Raw genomic sequence first — 20,801 nt, forward strand, 5'->3', positions numbered from 1 at the left:
ACTTGGCCGACGCGGCACCTTACCGCCCGGATCCCCTCTACACTCGCCGGATTCCGAACGCTCAGGGCTTCTGGGCGTTCGATGCGAGTAACGCTTTCAAGATCGTCTCCGGGTCGGCCCGCTGTTGCTTGCGGTAGTCCCCGACATGACGAACGAACAGGGTTGCCCGTGCCACCAGGCTATTGCCGAGCACGGGTTTGCGACTGAGTTCCTCCTTGACCCGCTGGAACTGCGCCTGGATCACCGCGTCGGTGTAGCGCGTGGCGGTTGCCAGGTTGTCGATGTAGATCGCCACGGCGCCGTCCAGCGCACTGGTGCCGTTGTCGATGGCGGTGGCGAACAGCGCGGCACTGGCCTCGTCCTTGGCATCGACAGCCTGCTGGCGGCTCTTCTTCAGGTTGGTCAGACGGATGTTGTAGTTGTTGACGGTTTCGGCCACCAGGGCCGCCGACTGGATCAGGTTGCCGGCCGCTTCCTCGCGCTGGCGGGCGATCAGCGACACGTTGCGCTTGAGCTCTTCGTTGACCAGCCCCAGCTCGGCCTGCAGGCGTGGGTCGGTGGTGCCGGAGATGATGCTGTCCAGGCGCTTGGTCGGGTCCTGGGCATCGTCGATGGCATCGGTCAGGGCAGCCAGGCGGCCTTCCTTCTTCCACTGCTCGAACAGCTCCTTGTAGCGCGAACGCGGGGCCGACAATGCGCCGATGGCGACCCGGAAACCGGTGGTCTCGTTGCTCTGCTCGGTACCATCGGCGGCGAACAGCGGGTACTCGCGGCGCATGCCGGTGAACAGCGTGCCTTCGCCTTCCAGGTAGTTGCCGCCCTTGACCACGAAGCCGCCGTAGGCACCCTGGCGGCGCCCGGCATGCACCAGCTGGAACGACTCCTGGACCATCTGCGCGGCGTTGCCAATGACATCGAACAGACCGATCGGGTTCGGCAGCTTGGTACCCACCGGCATCAGCCGCGGTGCCTGGCCGGTACCGCCGGCGACCTGGTTGAACACCGCGTAGTCGGACAGCGGCCCGTCCGTGTCACTGCCCGGCTGGCGACGGGGAAACAGGCGGCCTTCCAGCTCCTGGCGACCCACGGCCTGGGCACCCCGGGCGGCATATTCCCACTCGACCTCGGTCGGCAGGCGGACGAAACCGGCGCCGCCATCCTCGGCCGAGCTGCCACGCCCGCTGACCGGCAGCCGGTCCCGGTGATACTTCATCAGCCAGGCGCTGTAGACCGCAGAAAAGCGTTCGGCATCGAAACGCGACACCTTGACCTTGGGCAGGCGCCCGGCGATCCCCTCGGGCGCCTCGCAGGCCGGTGCCGGCTCGCCACTGGCCAGCGATTGCGCCTGGGACATGACCAGCGCGTACTGGCGCGCCGTCACCGGGTACTTGCCCATGAAATAGAACATCGGCTTGAGCGGCGAGCTGGCATCGGTTTTCGGCAGGGCCGGGGAGATTTCCTTCTGCCAGGCGGCCGGCAGGTCCTTGAGGGTGAACTGGCCGTTGATGAAGTCCCTGCGATAACCGGAAATGAACGACTGCTTGTAGCCCGGCTCATCCTCGCTGAAGGGATAGCCGAGGCTGATCTCGCGGTCGTCCAGGGTGCCCTGGGCGAGGATATAGACATAGCGGAACACCATCTCGCCATCGCACGGCAACGGCAGGCTGATATCGCCGCTCAGCGGCTTGGGGTTGTCCAGCTTGTTGCTGTCGTCGTCGGCCCGCACCAGGCCGGCCAGGCCCAGGGAGCCGATCAACACCATGAGGGCCGCGCTGCGCAGCTTAAACATCTCTGATTCCTTCCGAAGCTTCTATCCGGGCCACTCGCCAGCCACCGAGGGCCGCAGCCAGAGCACAGACCGCCAACACCGCAAAAAGTGCCAGCATGTAATGGCGCCACAGCAACTGGCTGGCGTATTCGCCGGCCACCTGCACGAATAAATGGTTCAGGCCCTGCTCCGCGACGATGTACAGCAGCACGCTCAAACCTGCGGCGAACAGCCCGCTGTAGAGGGCCTGCAACACCACGAACAGCAGCAGCGCACCGGTGCCCAGGCCGAGCAGGCGCAGCACCGACAACTCGCGACGCTTGCGCTCGACCGCCGCCAGCGCACCCGCGCAGATCGCCGCAAAGGCGCCCGCCAGGGCCAGGCTGGCGATGATCCAGAATACGATGGACAGGTTGCGACTCAACGACTGCACCTGGGCGATGGTCTGGGCCTGGGTCGAGACCAGCAGGCCGCGCTCGGCGAAGTAGTGGCGCAGCGGCTCGACATCGTTCAGTTCACGGGCATACAGGCGGAAGGCCGGGTACACCCGCTGCGCGGCGGAGCCCGCCGGCTCGCCACTCCAGCCCAGCAGCGGCACGCCACGACCGTCGCGATAGTCTTCGGCGGCCTCCAGCAGGGCCAGCGGGGCGAACAGCGCATCGCGGCCGAAGGCCTCCAGCGGCAGCACCGCCTGCACGCGGATCTGCGTGTGCTGGCTCTCCACCCGACCGGCCACCTGGCGCCCGAAGGACACCTCGAGCCAGTCACCAGCCTTCACCCCGAGCTTTTCCGCTGCGGTGTAGCTCAACAGCATTGCCGCCAGCCCGGTGGGCGCCGGCTGGCCGCCGAGCAGCGGGTCGCCTTCGGCGGTCGGGATCATCTCGACGTTCAACGCCGGACCCTGGCGGCTGATGGACAGGTCGGCAGTGGCAGCGATCTGCCGGGTACGCGGCAAGGCGAAGGCCACGTCGTCACGACGGCCCAGTTCGGCAATGTAGGCCGCGCCGAAGCGCCCGCCGCCCAGCGGAATAATCTCGCGTACCAGCGGGTCGCGCTCCAGGCGCTCGGTCAGGCTGCTGACCAGACCGAACTTGAGCCCGAACAGCACCAGCAACGGCGCGATAACCGCCACCAGCGCCAGCACCGAGCAGGCCGACAGCCGCGCATCGGCGCGATAGTCCTGCCAGGCCAGGGCCGCCACCAGCGAAGCCCGCATCACGACTGGCCTCCCAGGGTCGCGGTGACACCCCCATCGGCATCCCGCTGGCAGGCAATGCGCAACACACTCATGCCCAGGTCGCGCACCAGCGCCTCGTCATGGCTGGCGATCACGCAGCAGGCGCCCTGCCGCGCAGCCTGCCCGAGCAGCAATTGCATGACCCGGCCGGCATTCAACGGATCAAGTGCGGCGGTCGGCTCGTCGGCCAGCAACAGTCGCGGACCATGGGCCAGCGCACGGGCGCAACCCACCCGCTGGCGCTGCCCGACCGACAGGGCCTGGGGTTTCTTGTCCAGCTGATCGGCGATTTCCAGCTGCTCGGCCAACCGTTGCACACTGCCATCATCCGCCATGCCCAGCAGCTTGCGCGACAGCTCGATGTTGCCACGCACATCGAGAAAGCCCAGCAGCCCACCGGTCTGCAGCACATAGCCGAGGTAGCGGCTGCGCAACTGCGCGAGCCGATCGTGCTGCCCCTCGCGCCAGAGTGCGGCCACATCCTGCGTGCCGGCGGCCGCCTCGAAGGCGAACAGCCCGGCACGGTCCGGCGCCAAGACCAGCGCCAGCAGGTCGAGCAAGGTGCTCTTGCCGCAGCCACTGGGGCCGACCACCGCCCACTGCTGGCCCGGCACCAGGTCCAGGCGCGGAATCACCAGACTGTAGCGCTGGGCACCCTCGCCGCGCGTCTTGCGCACGTCACGCAGGCTGATCATCACGGCAGCGTCGACAGCGGCACGCGGTACAGCGCATCACCCGGCTCGGCATCGCCGAACCGGACCCAGTTGGCCACATCGTTGTGGAACGTCTCGTAGAGGCGGATTTTCGATTCCAGTTCGTCGATGAAGTCTTCCTGTTCGGCAACGCTGAGCGACAACCACAGGTCCTGGGTCATGCTCAGCGACTTGCTGCGATACGGCAGTCCTTCGAGGTACTCGCCGAGCACCCCGCCATCGGCCAGGTTGCCGCCCTTGCGCAGGGCCGAGGGGTCGCGGCTCATGTAGGCACTGGCGCTGGCGATTTCCTGGAAGAAGTCCTTCGGCGAGCTCTGGGTTTTGCGGGCCGCATCGACGATCAGTTTCAGCGACTGCTGCAGGTCGTTGAGCTGCAGCTTGGTCAGCATCACGCAGACCTGGAACGCCGGCAGCGCCGGGTTGGTCAGGTCGCGATCGGCAGTCCAGGCACTGACCAGCTGCGGCGCCTGGCTGGCACCCTTGTGACCGAGGAAATCCATGTGCATGGCATAACCGATGGCCGCCGACTTGTCCGCCAGGCTCGGCGCGGCCGCCAGCACCGGCGCCGGCTGGGCCTGGTTGCTGCGCACCTGGTGCACCAGGTTGGCGAATACCGAACCGATTTCCTCGACCCGCTCGCCGAGCTTGCGCACATCACCGCCCTGGACCGGAATGTAGAGGTCGCCGATCTTCGGGTTGGCGTCGGCGGTCAGGGTGCGGTACTGCTGTTCGGCGAAGGCGTGGTTCTTCTTGCCGGCGTCGCTGCGCAGGTGCAGCGCATAGATCTTGATCTGCTTGCTCAGCGCTGCCTGGCGGATCTCCGCCTCGTTCATCCGGGTGCTGCTGTAGGGGTCGTTCTTGCGCAGCGAGCCGGCGTCACTGACCAGCAGGATCAGGCGGCCGCCATAACCGGACCAGTCCATGCCGTCCACCGCCTGCATGATCCCGGCGAAGGAGTCTTCGTTGAACGAATGGCTCGACACCGTGGACGCCTTGACCTGCCGTGCCAGCTCGAGGAAGCGTTCGGGGTCGCGGCCCTGGTCGAGGGTGATCAGGGTCTTGCTCAGGTATTCCAGGCCCGGGGTCTTCTGGATGTTGTTGCGAAAGCCCACCAGGCCGAAGCTGACGCTGTCCAGCTCGCCGCGCTCGGCGATCTTGCTCTGCAGCTCATGGACCACGTCGCGCACCTGGTCGATGTAGGGCTGCATCGACACCGTGGTGTCGACCACCAGCACGACAGCGGTACGGAACTTGTCCGTCGCCGCCGCAGCCGGCGCCGCGCCACTGGCGGTTTTCTGCGGGGTGCTGCCGGGGTCGATCGAGGCGACATTGAGCAACTGCACCGGCTGGCCATTCTCGTCGAAGCTCTCGCGCGAACCGAAGATCGGCAGCAGGTAGAACTGGTTCTGCGGCACCGCACTGGCTGCCGGCTCCAGGGCCAGTACCCGCTGATTGTCGGCCGGGTTCTTCTGCGCGCTCAGCAGCAGGTTCTTCGCCGAGGCCGGATTGGCCAGCAGCTTGTCGATATCGGCGGCGTCGCGCAGGAACATCACCGGCTCGCGCCCGGAGCGTTCAGTGAACTTCAGCACCAGGCTCTGTTTCCACTCGCTGACCTTCGTCCCTGGCAGCCAGCCTTCGTCGCGCCCGTCACTGGAGGTGCCGACCCGCAGCCAGGACGCGCCCTCGACGGTCTTGCGCTGGTAGACGTAAAGCACGGAGAACGCCGGCAGGGCCTTGCCCGCCTGGCCGCCAGGGGAACTGTAGAGCTGTGCGCCAGGCTGGCTCAGCACGCGCTGGAAGAGGGTCTTCTTGCCCACCATCAGCAACGGCCGGCTACCGCCGTCGGCGTCACCCGGTGAACCCTGGGTGATCGGCGTCGCACCCAGCGGGTCCGCCGGCTTGGTCGAGGCCGGCGGCGTGGTCGACGCAGCAGTCGTGCCACTCGCCACTGGCGTGCTGGAAGAGGGCGGCGTGGTCGTGGTGGTCGCCGGGGCTTTCACCGGCTTGTCGCCGCCCAGCCACCAATAGCCGGCGCCGGCGACGCCGATGGCGGCCGCGACGGCGACAGCCAGCAGGGCCAGCACCGGCCCCCGCCGCTGCGGCGAGTCGGCATTGCCGCGCAACACCGGCTGCGGCGCCGGTTGTGGCGCAGCCTGGGGGGCGGGCCGTGATGCCGGCTGCGCCGGTGGCTGGGTGGGGATCTCGATCGAGACCGGCGTCAGCCCGCCCAGGTCGGTGGTCGCCGGTTTCTCGGGCGCCTTGGGCAGCGCCAGGGGCTGGATCAGGGTCGACTCCAACCCCTCCTCGGCCGGCAGGTTGTCCAGCGCCGCCTGCAGGGCCGCGGCATCGGCGAAGCGCTCCGCCGGGTCCTTGGCCAGCAGCCGTTGCAGGATGTGCTGGTAGCGGCCGTGCTGGATCGGCAATTCCGGCAGCGGTTCGGTGAGGTGGGCCAGCGCCGTCGACAGCGCATCGGTGCCGGTATAGGGCAGCTTGCCGACGAGGATTTCGTAGAGCACCACGCCCAGCGCGTAGAGGTCGGCGCGACCGTCGATCTCCTGGCCACGAGCCTGTTCGGGGCTCATGTAGCTCGGCGTGCCGACGGCGAACCCGGCCTGGGTGAACTGGGTGCGATCATCCAGCGACTTGGCGATGCCGAAGTCCGAGAGCACCGCAGTGCCGTCGGCGCGGAACAGGATGTTGGCCGGTTTCACGTCACGGTGCACCAGCCCCTGGGCGTGGGCATAGCCCAGCGCCGAGGCGATCTGGCGAATGTACTGCACGCCCTGCTCCGGGCTCAGGCCAGCGGCGATGCGCTCCTTGAGCGTACCGTTGGGCAGGTACTCCATGGCCATGTAGTACAGCTCGCCGACATTGCCGATATCGTGGATGGTCACGGTATGCGGATGCGACAGCCGCGCCAGGGTCCGACCTTCGCGCAGGAAGCGCTCGCAGAAGGTCGGGTCGGCAGCCAGCGCGGCCGCCATGACTTTCAGCGCCACCTTGCGCTCCAGCGACCGTTGGGTCGCCAGATAGACGGTGGCCATGGCGCCTTCGCCAATCTCGCCGTCTATGTCGAATCCGGGAATCAGTATGTCCATGTGTGGAAGTGTCTTCAGGTGGCTTTGACGACGATCGCCGTAATGTTGTCCGGGGCGCCGCGGGTCAGGCCCAGGTGGACCAGGCTGCGCACCACGGCATAGGGGTCCGGGTGGCCGAGCACGTCGCGGATCTCGGCGTCCTCGGCGGTCTTGTTCAGGCCGTCGCTGCACAGCAGGAAGCTGTCGCCGGGGAGCACCTCGAAGTTGCTCGTCGACAGTTCCAGTTGCGCCTCGACGCCGATCGCCCGGGTGACGATGTTGGCCCGTGGGTGCACCCGCGCCTCGGCTTCGCTGAGCAGGCCACTGTCCTGCAGGTCCTGGACGTAGCTGTGGTCGCGGGAAATGCTCTCCAGCTGGCCTTCGCGCAGGCGATACAGGCGACTGTCACCGGCCCACAGGCAGATCGCCGTGTCGCCGCGTACCGCCAGCAGCACCACGGTGCTGCCCATCATCGACACCCCGCGGTTGCCGGCCTCTTCGCGCACCGCCGCGTTGACCTCGGAAAGCCGGGTGCGCAGGGCGTTACTGTAGATCGCCAGCGAGTCCGACGGCGGAATGCGCCGCAGGGTGTCGACGATCAGGCTGGCGACATAGTCGCCCGCCGCATGCCCGCCCATGCCGTCGGCCACGGCCCACAGGCCGGCATCGGGCAGGTCGAGGCAGGCGTCCTCGTTGATCTGGCGAACCATGCCGACATGGCTGTAGCTCGCCGACTGGTAGGTGATTTCGGGGGTATTGGCCATTTAGCTCGCCGCTCCCTTGCCCAGCAGAAAACTGCCGAAATCAGCAGTAGACGGCAGCCCCTGGCAGCGCATCAGGCCCGCATCGATGCGCTGCGAACCGCGCCCCCACCACAGGCTCGAACCGACACAGGCCTGCTCGGCCAGGGCCTGGCCGCGACTCTCGGCGTCGAGTGCGGAAAAGCGCTGCAGGCCGGCGAACTCGCTGGCCGGCGCCTTGTTGGCAAAGGTCAGCTTGCCCAGGTTCTGCACGCCCTGCTCGAACGCCTCGAAGCTGGCGCCCTCCTCCAGGGTCTCCAGCAACAGCGCTTCGGCCCGCTCGAACCAGTCATCGGCGCCGCCGACCACCGCCGCCAGGGCATGCCCGGCATCCAGTGGCTGGGCGATGGTCAACGGGAAGTAGCGGCCGACCCGGTCGATGCTCGGCATCAGCACCCCGGCGACCGCCTCCGGGCCGCAAACCCCCGGGGCCAGCACGAAGCGCCAGAGCGGGCTGACCAGGTACACGTTCAGCCAGTCGCTGCCCAACTGCTGCTGGCTGGCGTGCAGCCCGGACGCCAGCCAGGCGTCCCACGGCTGCACGAATCCCTGGGGCAGCGCACGGCTGACGAAGTCGCCGCGGCTGGCCAGCTTGCCGTAGTAACCCACCGTCGTCATAGATGCTCCGGCAGGCTGAAGCCGTTGAGTACGCGGCTCTTGAATGGGTTGAAGGCACTGTTCGCGCGCAGTTCGTAGGAAATGCTCGCACCATCGACCCGCAGGCGCAGGTTGAAGCGGTCCGGCGAGTTGCCTGCGACCAGGTCCGATTGCTCCAGCAGGCGGAACCAGGCCCACGGACCGTCCAGGGTCACGCCGGAACGGCCGGTGGCCGACGGCGGCGAGATCGACAGGCGCACCACGCCGATGCTGCCCGGATTCGGCCACTGCATCGCCACGGGCCGGCTCGGGCCGTGGTCATAGCTGACCTGCTGGCCGTCGAGGTCGAGCAGGAACTGGGTGATCGAGGCATCCATCGCCACCGGCTTGAGTTCGAAACGCACGATCGGCTGGGTACCACCGGAGCGGAAGAACGCATCACGAATCGCCGCGGCGCGCTGGAAGGTCTGCAGCACCCCCGGCGAGATGCCCAGTTTCTGCGCCGCACCCGGCTGCCAGCGCCAGGTCGGCGTCGAGGTGTCGACGTAGGGTTGCAGGTACTTGCGGAAGTAGTTGTCCATCACCCCGCCGACGCCGAAGAACTGGCCGAAGTCGTCGAGGGTCGCGTCCCGGGCACTGCCGGGAGACAGCGGATAACGGCCGCTGAGGGACTGCCGGTAGACGTTCACCACCTCGCTGACCCAGGCCGCGTTCAGTTGGTTGCGCACCCCGCCCATCATGCTGTTGGTGGTCGAGCCGACCACCGACTTGACCAGGCCCTGGACCAGTGGCGGCTGCCGCTCGGCATTCAGGCTGACACGGGCGGCGGCACCAGCGGCCTGGTTCTTGGCCTCGCCAAGCAGGGCGTCACCGCTGGCGCCGACCATGGCGCTGACCTGCACATACAAGGCATTCATGTCCGCCAGCAGGCCATCGATGGCCGCTGGCTCGCCTTCACCCTTGCTGACCAGGGCATTGAGTTCGGCAAAGTGCGCGCTGACGGGATCTTCCGGCGCCACCGGGGCGTCACTGGCCGGCTGTTCCTGGCCGAGCATCGAACCCAGGCGCTGCTTGATCTGGTCGACACCGCTGTCGACCTTCTTGCCCTGGGCCGCCAGCAGGCGCTCTTCCTGCTGCAGGTCGGTTTCCTTGGCGACCGCCACCAGCAGCTTCTTCAGCGGCGAAGTTGGCCCGGAAATCACCCGCAGTACGTCGGCCGCCTGGGCCACGCTGGTGATCGGCACGAAGTCGATGTCGGCCAGCAGCGCATCCCATTGCCGCAGGTAATCCTGGAAGTACAGCCGGCGCACATCCGCCGCGAGGCTGGCGACGTTCTGCTGCTCGCCCTGGTCGCGGCCCAGCACCCACTGTTCTTCAGCCAGGGTTCCGGCCTGGTTCAGGCTCGCCAGCAGGAACGCCTCGCGATAGCCCTTGGCGGTGAAGAAGCCGCTCAGGGGTTCGCTCAGCGGCTTGCCGCTCTTGCGGCTGAACACCAGCGCGGCATCGCGGCCGGCGGCGTCGCTGATGCGGAAGTCGCTGACCCCGGCCGGCAGCTTCTGGCGCTTGACCCGGTCGTAGACGCGCTGTGCCACCGGCAGTTGCTGCAATTGCCGGCGCAGGTCGTCGATCAGCCGCTCATCCAGCCGGGCATTGGGCGGATGCCGGTCGAACAGGGCCTTGAGGTGCTCGCCCAGGGCCAGGCGCTGATCCGGTGGCAGGTCGCGCGGCAGGTTGTGGTCCCAGTCGAGGGCGATCCAGGCCTTGATGAACTCCGGATCGTAGTGCTCGTTGTCGGCCAGCATCAGGTAGGCCTTCAGGCCTTCGTAGAGGAAGTCCGAGCTGCCACCACTGCGCAGCTGCTCCTCGACACGGGTCACCAGCCGCGGGGCAAACACCGCGATCAGCAGCTTGCGATAGACGCTGGCGGACTCGGCTTCGAGCATGTCGCCCTGGTACAGCCCCAGGCCCTCGGACCAGCCCGGCGCATCGCCGGCCAGGTGCCTGACCGCATTGAGCAGCGGCAGCACCGCCAGCACGTCGCGTTGCGCCGGGCTGAGGTTCTGCACACTCTGGCCCAGCGGCGCGACCTTCTGGTCGACTTGGGCGATATAGGCCTGGTTGGCCTTGTAGCTGATCAGCCACAGGGTGCTGACCAGCAGCACCACCGCCACCGTTGCCGCCAGCACGCCGCGAGCCAGCCACTTGCGTCGCCGCTCGACCTTGGGGTTGACCCCGACCAGGCCACGCTCGGCAAAGGCCACCGCGGTGAACAGTTTCTCGATGAAGTAGCTGCGCCCGGTGCCGCTCTGGCGGGCCAGGTGCTGGCGGTCCAGGCTCATGCTCTGGGCCATGGCACCGATCAACCGGTCGATCGGGCTGCCTTCCTGGGTACCACTGGTGAAGTACACGCCACGCAGCAGCGCCCGGTCTTCATAGGCATTGGGCTTGAACACGCCGTCGAGGAAGCTTTGCAGGCACTCGCGCAGCGCGCCGAACTGCTGCGGGAAACCGTAGATCAGGTCGCGCCGAGCCGGGTCGCGCTCCTGCTGCAGGCGTTCCACCAGGCGCTCGTTGAGCCGCTGCTCCAGTGCGGCGAACTCGCCCTTGAAGTGCACCAGCGGGCTTTCGGCGTGCTTGCCGTCGTCCAGGGTAAAGGTGGTGCCCCAGACCTGCGCCCGTTCTTCCTTGCTCAGGGAGTCGAAGAACTCCATGAAGCCCGGCACCAGGTCGAGCTTGGTCAACATCAGGTAGATCGGGAAACGCACGCCGAGCTGGGTGTACAGCTCCTGGATCCGCGCACGGATCGCCGCGGCATGGGCCGCGCGCTCGGCGTCGGTACCCAGCAGCAGGTCGGACAGGCTGATGGCGATGAAGGCACCGTCGATCGGCCGGCGCGAACGCTGGTTCTTGAGCAGGTCGAGGAAGCCCAGCCAGGCGGCCTTGTCCACCTGGGCATGGCTGTCCTGGGTGGTGTAGCGGCCGGCGGTATCGAGCAGCACGGCCTCGTCGGTGAACCACCAGTCGCAGTTACGGGTACCGCCGACACCACGGATCGCCCCGGCGCCCAGTTGGGCGGCGAGCGGGAAATGCAGGCCGGAGTTGACCAGCGCCGTGGTCTTGCCCGAGCCGGGTGGGCCGATGATCACGTACCACGGCAGTTCGTACAGGTTGCGGCGCTCGTCGCCACCGAGCCGGGCCTTCTTCAGCAGGGCCAGGGCCTCGTCCATGCGTTGGCGCAGGGTCGCCAGCTCTTCGGCGGTGGCGACGCTGGCCGCGTCCGGCGGCGTATCCGCGGCCAGGCTCTGCATGACCTTCGCCGCCTGGCGGCGGGCCTGGATCAGGCGGAACACGCGATAGGCGATCCAGATCGCGAAGATCAGGATGATCAGTGCCCAGCGCCGGCCTTCGGGCACCAACACTTCGAGCAGCGGGCCGACGAACCAGATGATCAGGCTCAGGGCGATCAGCCCCAGCACCGGGATCACCCAGCGAATGACAAAACCGAAAAAAGCCTTCACTCGACTCCCTCCGCAAAGACTGTGATTTCCACCCGACGGTTCTTCGCCCGGCCCTCGGCCGTGGCGTTCGACGCCAGCGGCTCGGTGTCGCTGCGCCCTTCGGCACTGAAGCGCTCGGGCTGGCCGGTCTTGGCCGCGAGAATCTGCAACACCTGCTCGGCACGCGCCTGGGACAGCGCCCAGTTCGACGGGAAACGCAGGGTGGCGATCGGACGGTTGTCACTGTGGCCGGTGACCCGCACCTGGCCCTTGACCTTGCGAATGGCGTCGGCGATGCGCAGCATCAGCGGCTGGAAGTCGTCGACGATGCTGGAGCTGCCCGAGGCGAACAGTTCGTCACCGCGGATGGTCACCACCGAACGGTCGACCTTGTCCTCGACCGCGACCTTGCCGGCCTTGATCTCCTCGGCGAGGAAACCGGCCAGGCGTGGCCGCTCCACCACTTTGGGCTGAATCACCGGCCGGTCGATGGTCTGCACCGGGATTTCGCCCAGGGCGTGGATGTTCTTGAACACCGGCTCGGCGTCGGAGGCCAGCTTCATGCGCAGGCCGAACAGCAGGGCCAGCAGCAACGCCAGGCCGATCGCCACGCCGACCCAGGGCGGCATGAACTGGCTGAGGCGGTCACGAGCCACGGTCAGGCCGCGCCAGCGCGGCGACAGCTCGCGCTCGTACTCGCCACGGGCGCTGCGGATGGTCGCGGCGGTGCGCTCACGCAGCGATTCCAGCTGGCTGCGGCCGTCGTTCATGACCCGGTAGCGGCCTTCAAAGCCCAGGCACATGCACAGGTACAAAAGCTCCAGCAGGTACAGGCGCTCGCGTGGACTCTGCAGGCAGTGCTCGAGCAACTGGAACACCTTTTCGCCGCCCCAGGCCTCGTTGTGCACGGTGATCAGCAGGCTCTGCTTGCCCCACTCGCTGGCACTGCCCCACGGCGTGCTGAGCACCGCCTCGTCGAGAGCGGTACACAGCGCATAACGCGCCAGCAGCACTTCGTTGCGAGCCACGCCGGCGGCCTCGGCGCGCTCCTCGAACTGGCGCAGGTAACCCAGCAACTGCGCGCGCAGGCTGGCCGGTGCCGGATGAGCGATGGTGTTGCGCAACCGGGTAAGCAACGCCAGCAGCGGGCCTGCGGCGCTTTCCAACGGGTTCAGGCCCTGCGACTGGCCGATCGGCAACGGCGCGGCCGGCATCGACAGCGGCGCCGCCGGTTCGGCCCGGGGCGCGGCCTGGGGCTCGCGGCCACCGGGGCGCGGCATGAACTGGGTACGGTCGTTGGGTACCGGGGCTGGCTGGCCCAGCGGATCTTCATTGGAGTGCATCGCCGCTTATCCTCGGATGGCCCAGAAAGCCAGGTTCAACCCCGGGAACTCCCCGGCAACGTGGAACGCGAAGCCGCCGGAGTGCATCAGTTGCTTCCAGTGCTCGCTGCCACGATCGAGTTCGTAGTAGGTGGAGCCGGCATGGAACGGGATCTGCCGTGGCGCCACCGGCAACGGCAGCAGGCCGATGCCCGGCAGTTGCAGGTTGACCAGGTCGCGGATGTGTTCCACCGAGCCGATCTTGCTCTGCTGGGCGAAGCGCCCGCGCAGGGTCTCGCTGGGGATATCGGCACGCACCACCAGGATGAAGCTGGCGTTGTCGATCAGCGTCCGGTCGGCCAGCATCGCCACATGGATGCCATAGGCCTTTTCCACGATCGGGATCGGTGTCGCCTTGCTGTCGATCAGCATCGACAGCGCCTCGCGTAGCGCCTGCATGACCGGCGCGAAACTCAGCGCCAGGGCATCATGCTGGTACTGCGGGTATTCGGCCGGGCGCCGGCCGCTCTGGGAAAAGGTGGAAAACTCACCGGCCAGGCTCACCAGCTCGCTGTAGAAGCGCTCCGGGTGCAGCGGGCTCAGCTGGCTCAGGTGGCTGACCAGCGGCTCGGCACGGTTGACCAGTTGCAGCAGCATGAAGTCGGCGATTTCCGAGGCCCCCCCGGCGCCCGAGGCCACCACCCGCCCGGCGAGGGCTTCGCCACGCTGGTGCAGCAGGCCCAGCAGCTCGCTGCGGAACGCCGCCAGCGGTTTGCTCGCGGCCACGTCGAGCACCGGCGGGATGTAGCTCTCGTCCAGCACCAGCGCGCGATCGGCGCGTTTTTCCTTGATCCGCACCAGGCCGATGGCGGCGTAATCGCTCAGGCCATCCCCTTCGGTCAGCAGGCGCAGCGCGCGGGAACCGACGGCCACCGGTGCACGGTTCTCGAACGGCGCGTTGTCGTCACGCACCTCACGCACCTGGCTCAGGTAACGTGCCCCGCCCAGCTCCTCGCCCTCGTCCACGGTGTCGCGGGCACCGGCGCGCTTGAGCGGCAGTGCCAGATAGATCACGCCGTCACGCAGGCTGTCCTCGATGCTCAGCGGGCTCGGCGCCAGGTCGTCGTGGGGGATGTTGAACGGCGTACCGTCCGGCAGCAGCCCCTTGGCGGACACGATGGCCAGCTTGCCCTGGGCCAGCAGGCCCTGGTCGATCAACAGTTCGGAGAAACCCCAGGCCCCGGCAGACAGCGGACGGCTGCGGGCATCGATGAGGTTTTCCAGGTAACGGTCATGCTGCTGGAAGTGCTGCGTTCCAATGAACATGCCTTCCGACCAGACCACTCGATTGTTCCAGGACATGGCTTCTCCGTTTGCCTATGGGGCGGAGCCTTCGACGGCGCTGCGCACGGCACGCACATCGAGGCTGATCTGATAGTCGGTGACCTGCCGGGGCTGGACGCTGAGCACGCTGCGCCACAACGCCTGGTCGATCTCGCGATAGCCCACCACCAGCCCGACATGACGGGTCGCGGGGTTGAGCGGCCGCTCGACGCTCAACTGCTGGCCGGGCTGGACCAGCACTTCGTCCTGGTCGATCAGGTCGGCGCCGAGGGTCGCCTGAGCCCGTTCGGCCAGGGCGAAGTAGTCGGCACGATTGAAGTTGGCGGTGTTCTTCAATTCGAAAATGCGCACCCGGACCGGAGCCGGTGCACCGTTGGCGCCGGGGTTCAGACCGCTGATGGCGTGAAAGTTCAGGACCGCGGTAGCGCTGTCGGCCGCCGGCTCGTCGGCAGGCGCTGGCGCGGCCGCATCCTTGCTGCAAGCGTTGAGCAGCAGCGCCATGGCCGCTGCCAGTAAAACTCGGTGAATCATCCTGCGTCCTCAGTGACGTTCTGGCTTTCCGTTGAATCCCGTGTTGCTGTTGCCCGCTACCGGTTCCTGCCCAGCCGGGCGCTGTGCTCCTCGTACGCCCGGCTGAACTCGCGCCCGAACAGGTCCTGGAAATCATCCTCGGCCTCACGGGAAATCCGCGAGTACAGCTCGGTGAACTGCTGCCAGTACTGTGCCTGGCGAGAACCGCCGAACAGGTTCGACAGGCCGCCCGGGCGACTCATGCGCGCCTCCAGCTCGGCCGGCTCGAAACGTTCGAGCAAGTGCTTGATCGCCGCTTCCACGCCCGCCATGACCGCCAGCTGGTGCGCCCGCAGGTCATCGAAGCTGTCGCGGATCGCCTGGTCCGGCGCCATGAACGCCTGGTTGCCGTGACGCAGCAGGAGCAGCAGCGCCTCATCGGCATTCGGGGCGAATTTCAGCGGGTTGTTCTCCACCGGCCGGATCATGGTCTGCTGCATGCGGAACTCGCCCTTGAGGCTGCTGCGGGCACGCAGGACATCGATCAGACCCTCGACCATCAGCCGGTAGCTGCGCCCGACCGCTTCCATCTGCGCTTCCACCTGGGCGGTGTCGAGCCGCAACTGGTCGAGCCCGGCACCGCGCAGGAAGGCCTGCAGCAGGTTGGCCTGCGGCACCTCGCCGGGAGCCGGGGCAGCCACTGCGGCCGGCGGTGGAACTGCTACAGGAGCAGGTTCAGGCGCGGCGACTGGAGCTGGAGCTGGAGCTGGAGCTGGAGCTGGAGCTGGAGCTGGCACAGGCTCCAGCGCCATCGGTGGCGGCGCAACCACCTCGGGAATCACCACCGGGATCGGTGCCGGCTGACTGACCGGCGCTTTCGGCGCGTCGCCGAACAGGTCCCAGTCCTCCGGGATCATGTTCGCACCAGGCGTGGCCGTCGGCGGAACCAGCGGGGCCGAGGTGATCTCCGGCAGCGGCGGGATCACCGGCGCAGGCGGAGCCACCGGCGTCGGCGGACGAAAATCATGCTGCTGCGCCGGGACATGATCCGGCACGGTCGCCGGCGGCACGCTCACCGGCGTCAGGAAATCGAACAGGTCGGGGAAGGTATCCATCGCCGAGCCACCCTGGAAATGCGCGGCCGGGGTGCTCGCCGGCGGTGGCGACGGGATCGGCGCGGTGGCGCGCCCCATCAGGGCTTCGAAACTGTTGGAGGCGTCGACACCGGACAACGGCGAACTGGCCAATTGCAGATCGAAGTCGATGCGCACACGGATTTCGTATTCGCCGATTCGGATAACTTCGCCATCCTGCAACGGTTCGCTATTACCCCGGCGCAGGCGAATACCGGCATTGACCAGTTCAACGCCGTTGGTGCTGTTATCGGTCAGATAGTAGCGACCGTCCTTGTATTGGATAACGCAATGTCGTGAAGAAACCAGCCGTTCCGGATCAGGCAGTACCCAGTCATTCTCCGAACTACGGCCAATTGCCATCACTCCCTTGTCCAGAGTCTTTTCAGGACATTGGCCAGGGGTAATCTTGTGATAACTAGTAATAGTCAAGCACAGCGACATTGCGCCTCCTTGCAGTACTTCCACGCACAGCCGGCCCGCTGCGATGCCCCTGCAGCAAGCTCGGTCCGGGTCTTTCAACCCAGGGGTAAAACCCCATTGTTTTCAGCCATTTCGGCGAAACTGTCAGATTCTACCCACAATTTTCTTACAATCGTACAGGTCATGACCCGGTAGTCGACGGCCTTGCCGAACCCGTCACAACTGTAACAAAGGGTCAGTAGCTTACCTTGACAAGCCCCAAGTACTACACCAAAAATGCACAACTTCCTGTTTATACATGATGGCCGCGTGATATCAAAGGCCTCATATCCAGAAGAATTATGGGACTTTCCCAGGGAACTTTTCCTGGGAAATATGCTCAGGTAATACCTGGCACTTTGCCAGACGATAAGGAGATCGAACTTGCTGGACCTGCCGTTGTTGCTTGCTGCTGTTTCCGCGAATTCGCCCTGCGGCGAAGATCTGGAATATGACGCGCAATTCCTGCAACTGGAACGTGATGCCATGGGCAAGCCCGAGCGTATCATGGGCGACTCCGTGCAACCGGCAGAACCTCCCGCCTGGCGTGTCATCGAGCAATCGAGCACGGCCCTGCTGCAACGCAGCAAGGACCTGCGCATCACCCATTTCCTGACGCAAAGCAGCCTGGCCCTCGAAGGCTTCGCCGGCCTGCGCGATGCACTCGAGCTGATTCACCAGTTGCTCCAGCAATACTGGGGCGAACTCTATCCCCAGCTCGACGCCGATGACGACAATGACCCCACCGTACGGGTCAACGCCTTGTCGGGCCTGGCTTGCGATACCAACGTGCGCCTGCTGCGCGAAAGCATCCTGACCCGCTCGCGGGCCTTCGGCACCGTGACCCTGCGTGCCGCGCTCAACGCCAGCGGTCTGCTGAGCTTTCCCGACGAGAGCCTGAGCCCCGACGAACTGAGCGGCGCCCTGCGCGACACCGACCCGGATGAGCTGGACGCGGTACGCAACGCCATCACCGAGTCGCGCAGCAGCCTCGACGCCATCGAGCGCTACGTCTCCGAACAGGTCGGTTCGGCCCAGGGTGTCGACCTGAGCCCCCTGCGCCAACAGCTCAAGCTGGCGCTGCAGGTGTTCGCCGAATACGCCCCGGGCGGTGCCGCCCCGGCCGTGGACGATGCCGACAGCAGCGCCGAGACCGGCGAATCCCCGTCGGCGGACGTTCCGGCCGTCGCGGCGCTACGCGCCAGCGGCGAGATCGGCAACCGCGACGACGTGTTGCGCAGCCTCGACCGGATCCTCGCCTACTACACCCGCCACGAGCCTTCGAGCCCGCTGCCAGTGCTGTTGAACCGGGCGAAGAACCTGGTCCACGCCGACTTCGAGGCGATCGTGCGCAATTTGATCCCGGATGGCATGTCCCAGTTTGAAAACCTGCGCGGTCCCGAAGGCGAATAAGCCCGACCCCTCCGCGCAGTTACGTTAACGGCCTATACCGATGACGCCTACACCGTCGCAACAGCGACCAGGAGCAGCAACGTGGCGAAGCAAAGTTCTCAGAAATTCATCGCGCGCAATCGCGCGCCACGGGTCCAGATCGAGTACGACGTGGAACTCTACGGCGCCGAGAAAAAGGTCCAGTTGCCTTTCGTGATGGGCGTGCTGGCCGACCTGGCCGGCAAACCCGCCGAGCCACTGCCTGCCGTCGCCGACCGCAAGTTCCTGGAGATCGACGTCGACAACTTCGACTCGCGCCTCAAGGCCATGAAGCCGCGTGTCGCGTTCAACGTACCGAACGAACTGACCGGTGAAGGCAACCTGAGCCTGGACATCACCTTCGAAAGCATGGACGACTTCAGCCCTGCCGCCGTGGCACGCAAGGTCGACTCGCTGAACAAGCTGCTCGAGGCACGGACCCAGCTGGCCAACCTGCTGACCTACATGGACGGCAAGACCGGTGCCGAAGACATCATCATGAAGGCCATCAAGGATCCGGCGCTGCTCCAGGCCCTGGCCAGTGCGCCAAAGCCCCAGGACTCCGAGCCCAGCGCTTAATCAGGACGAACGATCATGACCCAGTTGCAGCAAGACAATCAGCCTCTGCAAAGCGGCACCACCGAACCGAGCGAGTTCGCCAGCCTGCTGATGCAGGAGTTCAAGCCCAAGACCGAGCGCGCCCGCGAAGCCGTCGAAGGCGCCGTGCGCACCCTGGCCGAGCAGGCCCTGGCGCAGACCGACCTGGTCTCCAACGACGCCATCAAGTCGATCGAATCGATCATCGCCGCCATCGACGCCAAGCTCACCGCCCAGGTCAACCAGGTGATCCACCACCCCGAGTTCCAGCAGCTGGAAAGCGCCTGGCGTGGCCTGCACTACCTGGTCAACAACACCGAAAGCGATGAGCAGCTGAAGATTCGCGTGCTGAACATCGCCAAGCCGGAACTGCACAAGACCCTGAAGAAATTCAAGGGCACGGCCTGGGACCAGAGCCCGATCTTCAAGAAGATGTACGAAGAGGAATACGGCCAGTTCGGCGGCGAGCCGTACGGCTGCCTGGTCGGCGACTACTACTTCGACCAGTCGCCACCGGATGTCGAACTGCTGGGCGAGCTGTCCAAGGTCTGCGCGGCGATGCACGCGCCGTTCATTTCCGCCGCTTCGCCCACCGTGATGGGCATGGGCTCGTGGCAGGAACTGTCGAACCCGCGCGACCTGACCAAGATCTTCACCACCCCGGAATACGCCGGCTGGCGCTCGCTGCGTGAGTCGGAAGACTCGCGCTACATCGGCCTGACCATGCCACGCTTCCTGGCTCGCCTGCCCTACGGTGCCAAGACCGACCCGGTGGAAGCGTTCGCCTTCGAGGAAGACACCGACGGCGCCGACAGCGACAAGTACACCTGGGCCAACGCGGCCTACGCCATGGCGGTGAACATCAACCGCTCGTTCAAGCACTACGGCTGGTGCTCGCGGATTCGCGGCGTCGAGTCCGGCGGCGAAGTCGAAGGCCTGCCGGCGCACACCTTCCCGACCGACGATGGCGGCGTGGACATGAAGTGCCCGACCGAAATCGCCATCTCCGACCGTCGTGAGGCGGAACTGGCGAAGAACGGCTTCATGCCGCTGCTGCACAAGAAGAACACCGACTTCGCCGCGTTCATCGGCGCCCAGTCGCTGCAGAAACCGGCCGAGTACGACGACCCGGACGCCACCGCCAACGCCAACCTGGCCGCGCGCCTGCCGTACCTGTTCGCCACCTGCCGCTTCGCCCATTACCTCAAGTGCATCGTTCGCGACAAGATCGGTTCGTTCAAGGAAAAGGACGAGATGCAGCGCTGGCTGCAGGACTGGATCCTCAACTACGTCGACGGCGACCCGGCCCACTCCACCGAAACCACCAAGGCCCAGCACCCGCTGGCGGCGGCGGAAGTGGTGGTCGAGGACGTCGAGGGCAACCCGGGCTACTACACCTCCAAGTTCTTCCTGCGCCCGCACTACCAGCTCGAAGGCCTGACCGTGTCGTTGCGCCTGGTGTCGAAGCTGCCTTCGGCGAAGGGGGCGTAACACCCCCAGGCACTGTTTCCCCTGTGGGAGCCGGCTTGCTGGCGATCGGCCGCGCAGCGGCCGTGAATCCCGAGCCCACGGTCTTTCTGAAAGACCGCATACCCTGGCTTTACGAGTGCTGCGCACTCGATCGCCAGCAAGCCGGCTCCCACAAGGGGAAAGCATCATCCGTAATAACGGCGACCTCGCCATCGATGGCGGGTCCTGGCTAACAACCTCGTGGTGCAGACCACACTGGAGAAAACATGGCTGTTGATATCTTCATCAAGATCGGTGACATCAAGGGCGAGTCCATGGACAAGGCCCACAAGGACGAAATCGACGTCCTGAACTGGAGCTGGGGCATGTCCCAGTCCGGCAACATGCACATGGGCGGTGGCGGTGGCGCCGGCAAGGTCAACGTCCAGGACCTGTCGCTGACCAAGTACGTCGACAAGTCCTCGCCCAACCTGATGATGCACTGCGCCAGCGGCAAGCACGTCGACAAGGTCACCCTGGTGGTGCGCAAGGCCGGCGGCGAAAGCCAGGTCGAGTACATGAAGATCGACCTGAGCGAAGTGCTGATCACCTCGCTGAGCACCGGCGGTTCGGGCAGCGATGATCGCCTGACCGAAAACGTCACCCTGAACTTCGCCCAGGTCCAGATCGAGTATCAGGAGCAGAAGGCCGACGGTTCCAAGCAGGGCGGCCCGGTCAAGTTCGGCTGGAACATCCGCACGAACACCAAGATCTGATCCTCGTGCCCTCGACGCGCCGCGTCGGGGGCATTGGGTGCGACTCCCCCAGAATTCGATACATTGCCGGTGTCCGAGCATGGCCAAG

The 20,801-nt window shown here is 66.3% G+C and carries 15 protein-coding genes; 4 read left to right on the top strand and 11 right to left on the bottom strand.

The annotated features are described in order from the left end of the window. Positions 1-61: 61 nt before the first annotated feature. From HU752_RS00265 to tagH, 11 genes are read right to left on the bottom strand one after another with little or no spacing between them, the layout of a single operon-like run. Complete coding sequence (locus tag HU752_RS00265; RefSeq protein ID WP_186683662.1) at positions 62-1,789, bottom strand: formylglycine-generating enzyme family protein; 1,728 nt, start codon at positions 1,787-1,789, stop codon at positions 62-64. Next, positions 1,782-2,984 carry an FtsX-like permease family protein gene (locus HU752_RS00270; protein ID WP_186683755.1) on the bottom strand — a complete coding sequence of 401 codons (1,203 nt, stop codon included), beginning with the start codon at positions 2,982-2,984 and terminating at the stop codon, positions 1,782-1,784. Before HU752_RS00270 ends, HU752_RS00265 begins: the two co-directional genes overlap by 8 nt. Beyond that, positions 2,984-3,700: an ABC transporter ATP-binding protein gene (locus HU752_RS00275; RefSeq protein ID WP_186683756.1), complete on the bottom strand. Its 717-nt coding sequence runs from the start codon at positions 3,698-3,700 to the stop codon at positions 2,984-2,986. The genes HU752_RS00270 and HU752_RS00275 overlap by 1 nt, the downstream gene beginning before the upstream one ends. After that, positions 3,700-6,816: a serine/threonine-protein kinase gene (locus HU752_RS00280; protein WP_186683663.1), complete on the bottom strand. Its 3,117-nt coding sequence runs from the start codon at positions 6,814-6,816 to the stop codon at positions 3,700-3,702. The genes HU752_RS00275 and HU752_RS00280 overlap by 1 nt, the downstream gene beginning before the upstream one ends. 14 nt (positions 6,817-6,830) lie before the next feature. Continuing rightward, on the bottom strand, positions 6,831-7,559 hold the full coding sequence (locus HU752_RS00285; protein WP_186683664.1) for a PP2C family protein-serine/threonine phosphatase: 729 nt from the start codon (positions 7,557-7,559) through the stop codon (positions 6,831-6,833). Then, entirely contained in the window at positions 7,560-8,213 is a 654-nt protein-coding gene (gene tagF / locus HU752_RS00290; protein ID WP_186683665.1) for a type VI secretion system-associated protein TagF, read from the bottom strand. It lies immediately after the preceding gene. Continuing rightward, positions 8,210-11,710, bottom strand: coding sequence for a type VI secretion system membrane subunit TssM (tssM, locus tag HU752_RS00295; protein ID WP_186683666.1), 3,501 nt, complete (start codon positions 11,708-11,710; stop codon positions 8,210-8,212). The genes tagF and tssM overlap by 4 nt, the downstream gene beginning before the upstream one ends. Beyond that, positions 11,707-13,032, bottom strand: coding sequence for a DotU family type VI secretion system protein (locus HU752_RS00300; RefSeq protein WP_186683667.1), 1,326 nt, complete (start codon positions 13,030-13,032; stop codon positions 11,707-11,709). The genes tssM and HU752_RS00300 overlap by 4 nt, the downstream gene beginning before the upstream one ends. Positions 13,033-13,038: 6 nt before the next feature. Next, positions 13,039-14,373 carry a type VI secretion system baseplate subunit TssK gene (tssK, locus tag HU752_RS00305; protein WP_186683668.1) on the bottom strand — a complete coding sequence of 445 codons (1,335 nt, stop codon included), beginning with the start codon at positions 14,371-14,373 and terminating at the stop codon, positions 13,039-13,041. Between the two features lie 15 nt (positions 14,374-14,388). Further along, on the bottom strand, positions 14,389-14,886 hold the full coding sequence (gene tssJ, locus HU752_RS00310; RefSeq protein ID WP_186683669.1) for a type VI secretion system lipoprotein TssJ: 498 nt from the start codon (positions 14,884-14,886) through the stop codon (positions 14,389-14,391). Between the two features lie 56 nt (positions 14,887-14,942). After that, positions 14,943-16,442, bottom strand: coding sequence for a type VI secretion system-associated FHA domain protein TagH (gene tagH, locus HU752_RS00315; RefSeq protein WP_186683670.1), 1,500 nt, complete (start codon positions 16,440-16,442; stop codon positions 14,943-14,945). Positions 16,443-16,847: 405 nt separating this feature from the next. On the opposite strand from tagH, the gene tssA reads away from it, so the two are divergent. From tssA to HU752_RS00335, 4 genes are all read left to right on the top strand, one after another. Beyond that, complete coding sequence (gene tssA / locus HU752_RS00320) at positions 16,848-17,873, top strand: type VI secretion system protein TssA (RefSeq protein ID WP_186683757.1); 1,026 nt, start codon at positions 16,848-16,850, stop codon at positions 17,871-17,873. An 81-nt stretch (positions 17,874-17,954) separates the two neighbouring features. Further along, on the top strand, positions 17,955-18,470 hold the full coding sequence (tssB, locus tag HU752_RS00325) for a type VI secretion system contractile sheath small subunit (protein ID WP_186683671.1): 516 nt from the start codon (positions 17,955-17,957) through the stop codon (positions 18,468-18,470). Positions 18,471-18,485: 15 nt separating this feature from the next. Further along, entirely contained in the window at positions 18,486-19,979 is a 1,494-nt protein-coding gene (tssC, locus tag HU752_RS00330) for a type VI secretion system contractile sheath large subunit (RefSeq protein ID WP_186683672.1), read from the top strand. A 245-nt stretch (positions 19,980-20,224) separates the two neighbouring features. Then, complete coding sequence (locus HU752_RS00335; RefSeq protein ID WP_186683673.1) at positions 20,225-20,713, top strand: Hcp family type VI secretion system effector; 489 nt, start codon at positions 20,225-20,227, stop codon at positions 20,711-20,713. Positions 20,714-20,801 lie beyond the last annotated feature (88 nt).

The organism is Pseudomonas vanderleydeniana (assembly GCF_014268755.2).
Classification (GTDB): Bacteria; Pseudomonadota; Gammaproteobacteria; order Pseudomonadales; family Pseudomonadaceae; genus Aquipseudomonas; species Aquipseudomonas vanderleydeniana.

Bases quoted from the DNA above. Each gene is read 5' to 3' on its own strand.
- tagH (WP_186683670.1), bottom strand. From the start codon at position 16,442: ATGTCGCTGTGCTTGACTATTACTAGTTATCACAAGATTACCCCTGGC.
- HU752_RS00280 (WP_186683663.1), bottom strand. From the start codon at position 6,816: ATGGACATACTGATTCCCGGATTCGACATAGACGGCGAGATTGGCGAA.
- HU752_RS00265 (WP_186683662.1), bottom strand. From the start codon at position 1,789: ATGTTTAAGCTGCGCAGCGCGGCCCTCATGGTGTTGATCGGCTCCCTG.
- tssK (WP_186683668.1), bottom strand. From the start codon at position 14,373: ATGTCCTGGAACAATCGAGTGGTCTGGTCGGAAGGCATGTTCATTGGA.
- tssC (WP_186683672.1), top strand. From the start codon at position 18,486: ATGACCCAGTTGCAGCAAGACAATCAGCCTCTGCAAAGCGGCACCACC.
- HU752_RS00270 (WP_186683755.1), bottom strand. From the start codon at position 2,984: ATGCGGGCTTCGCTGGTGGCGGCCCTGGCCTGGCAGGACTATCGCGCC.
- tssJ (WP_186683669.1), bottom strand. From the start codon at position 14,886: ATGATTCACCGAGTTTTACTGGCAGCGGCCATGGCGCTGCTGCTCAAC.
- HU752_RS00275 (WP_186683756.1), bottom strand. From the start codon at position 3,700: ATGATCAGCCTGCGTGACGTGCGCAAGACGCGCGGCGAGGGTGCCCAG.
- HU752_RS00300 (WP_186683667.1), bottom strand. From the start codon at position 13,032: ATGCACTCCAATGAAGATCCGCTGGGCCAGCCAGCCCCGGTACCCAAC.
- HU752_RS00285 (WP_186683664.1), bottom strand. From the start codon at position 7,559: ATGGCCAATACCCCCGAAATCACCTACCAGTCGGCGAGCTACAGCCAT.
- HU752_RS00335 (WP_186683673.1), top strand. From the start codon at position 20,225: ATGGCTGTTGATATCTTCATCAAGATCGGTGACATCAAGGGCGAGTCC.
- tagF (WP_186683665.1), bottom strand. From the start codon at position 8,213: ATGACGACGGTGGGTTACTACGGCAAGCTGGCCAGCCGCGGCGACTTC.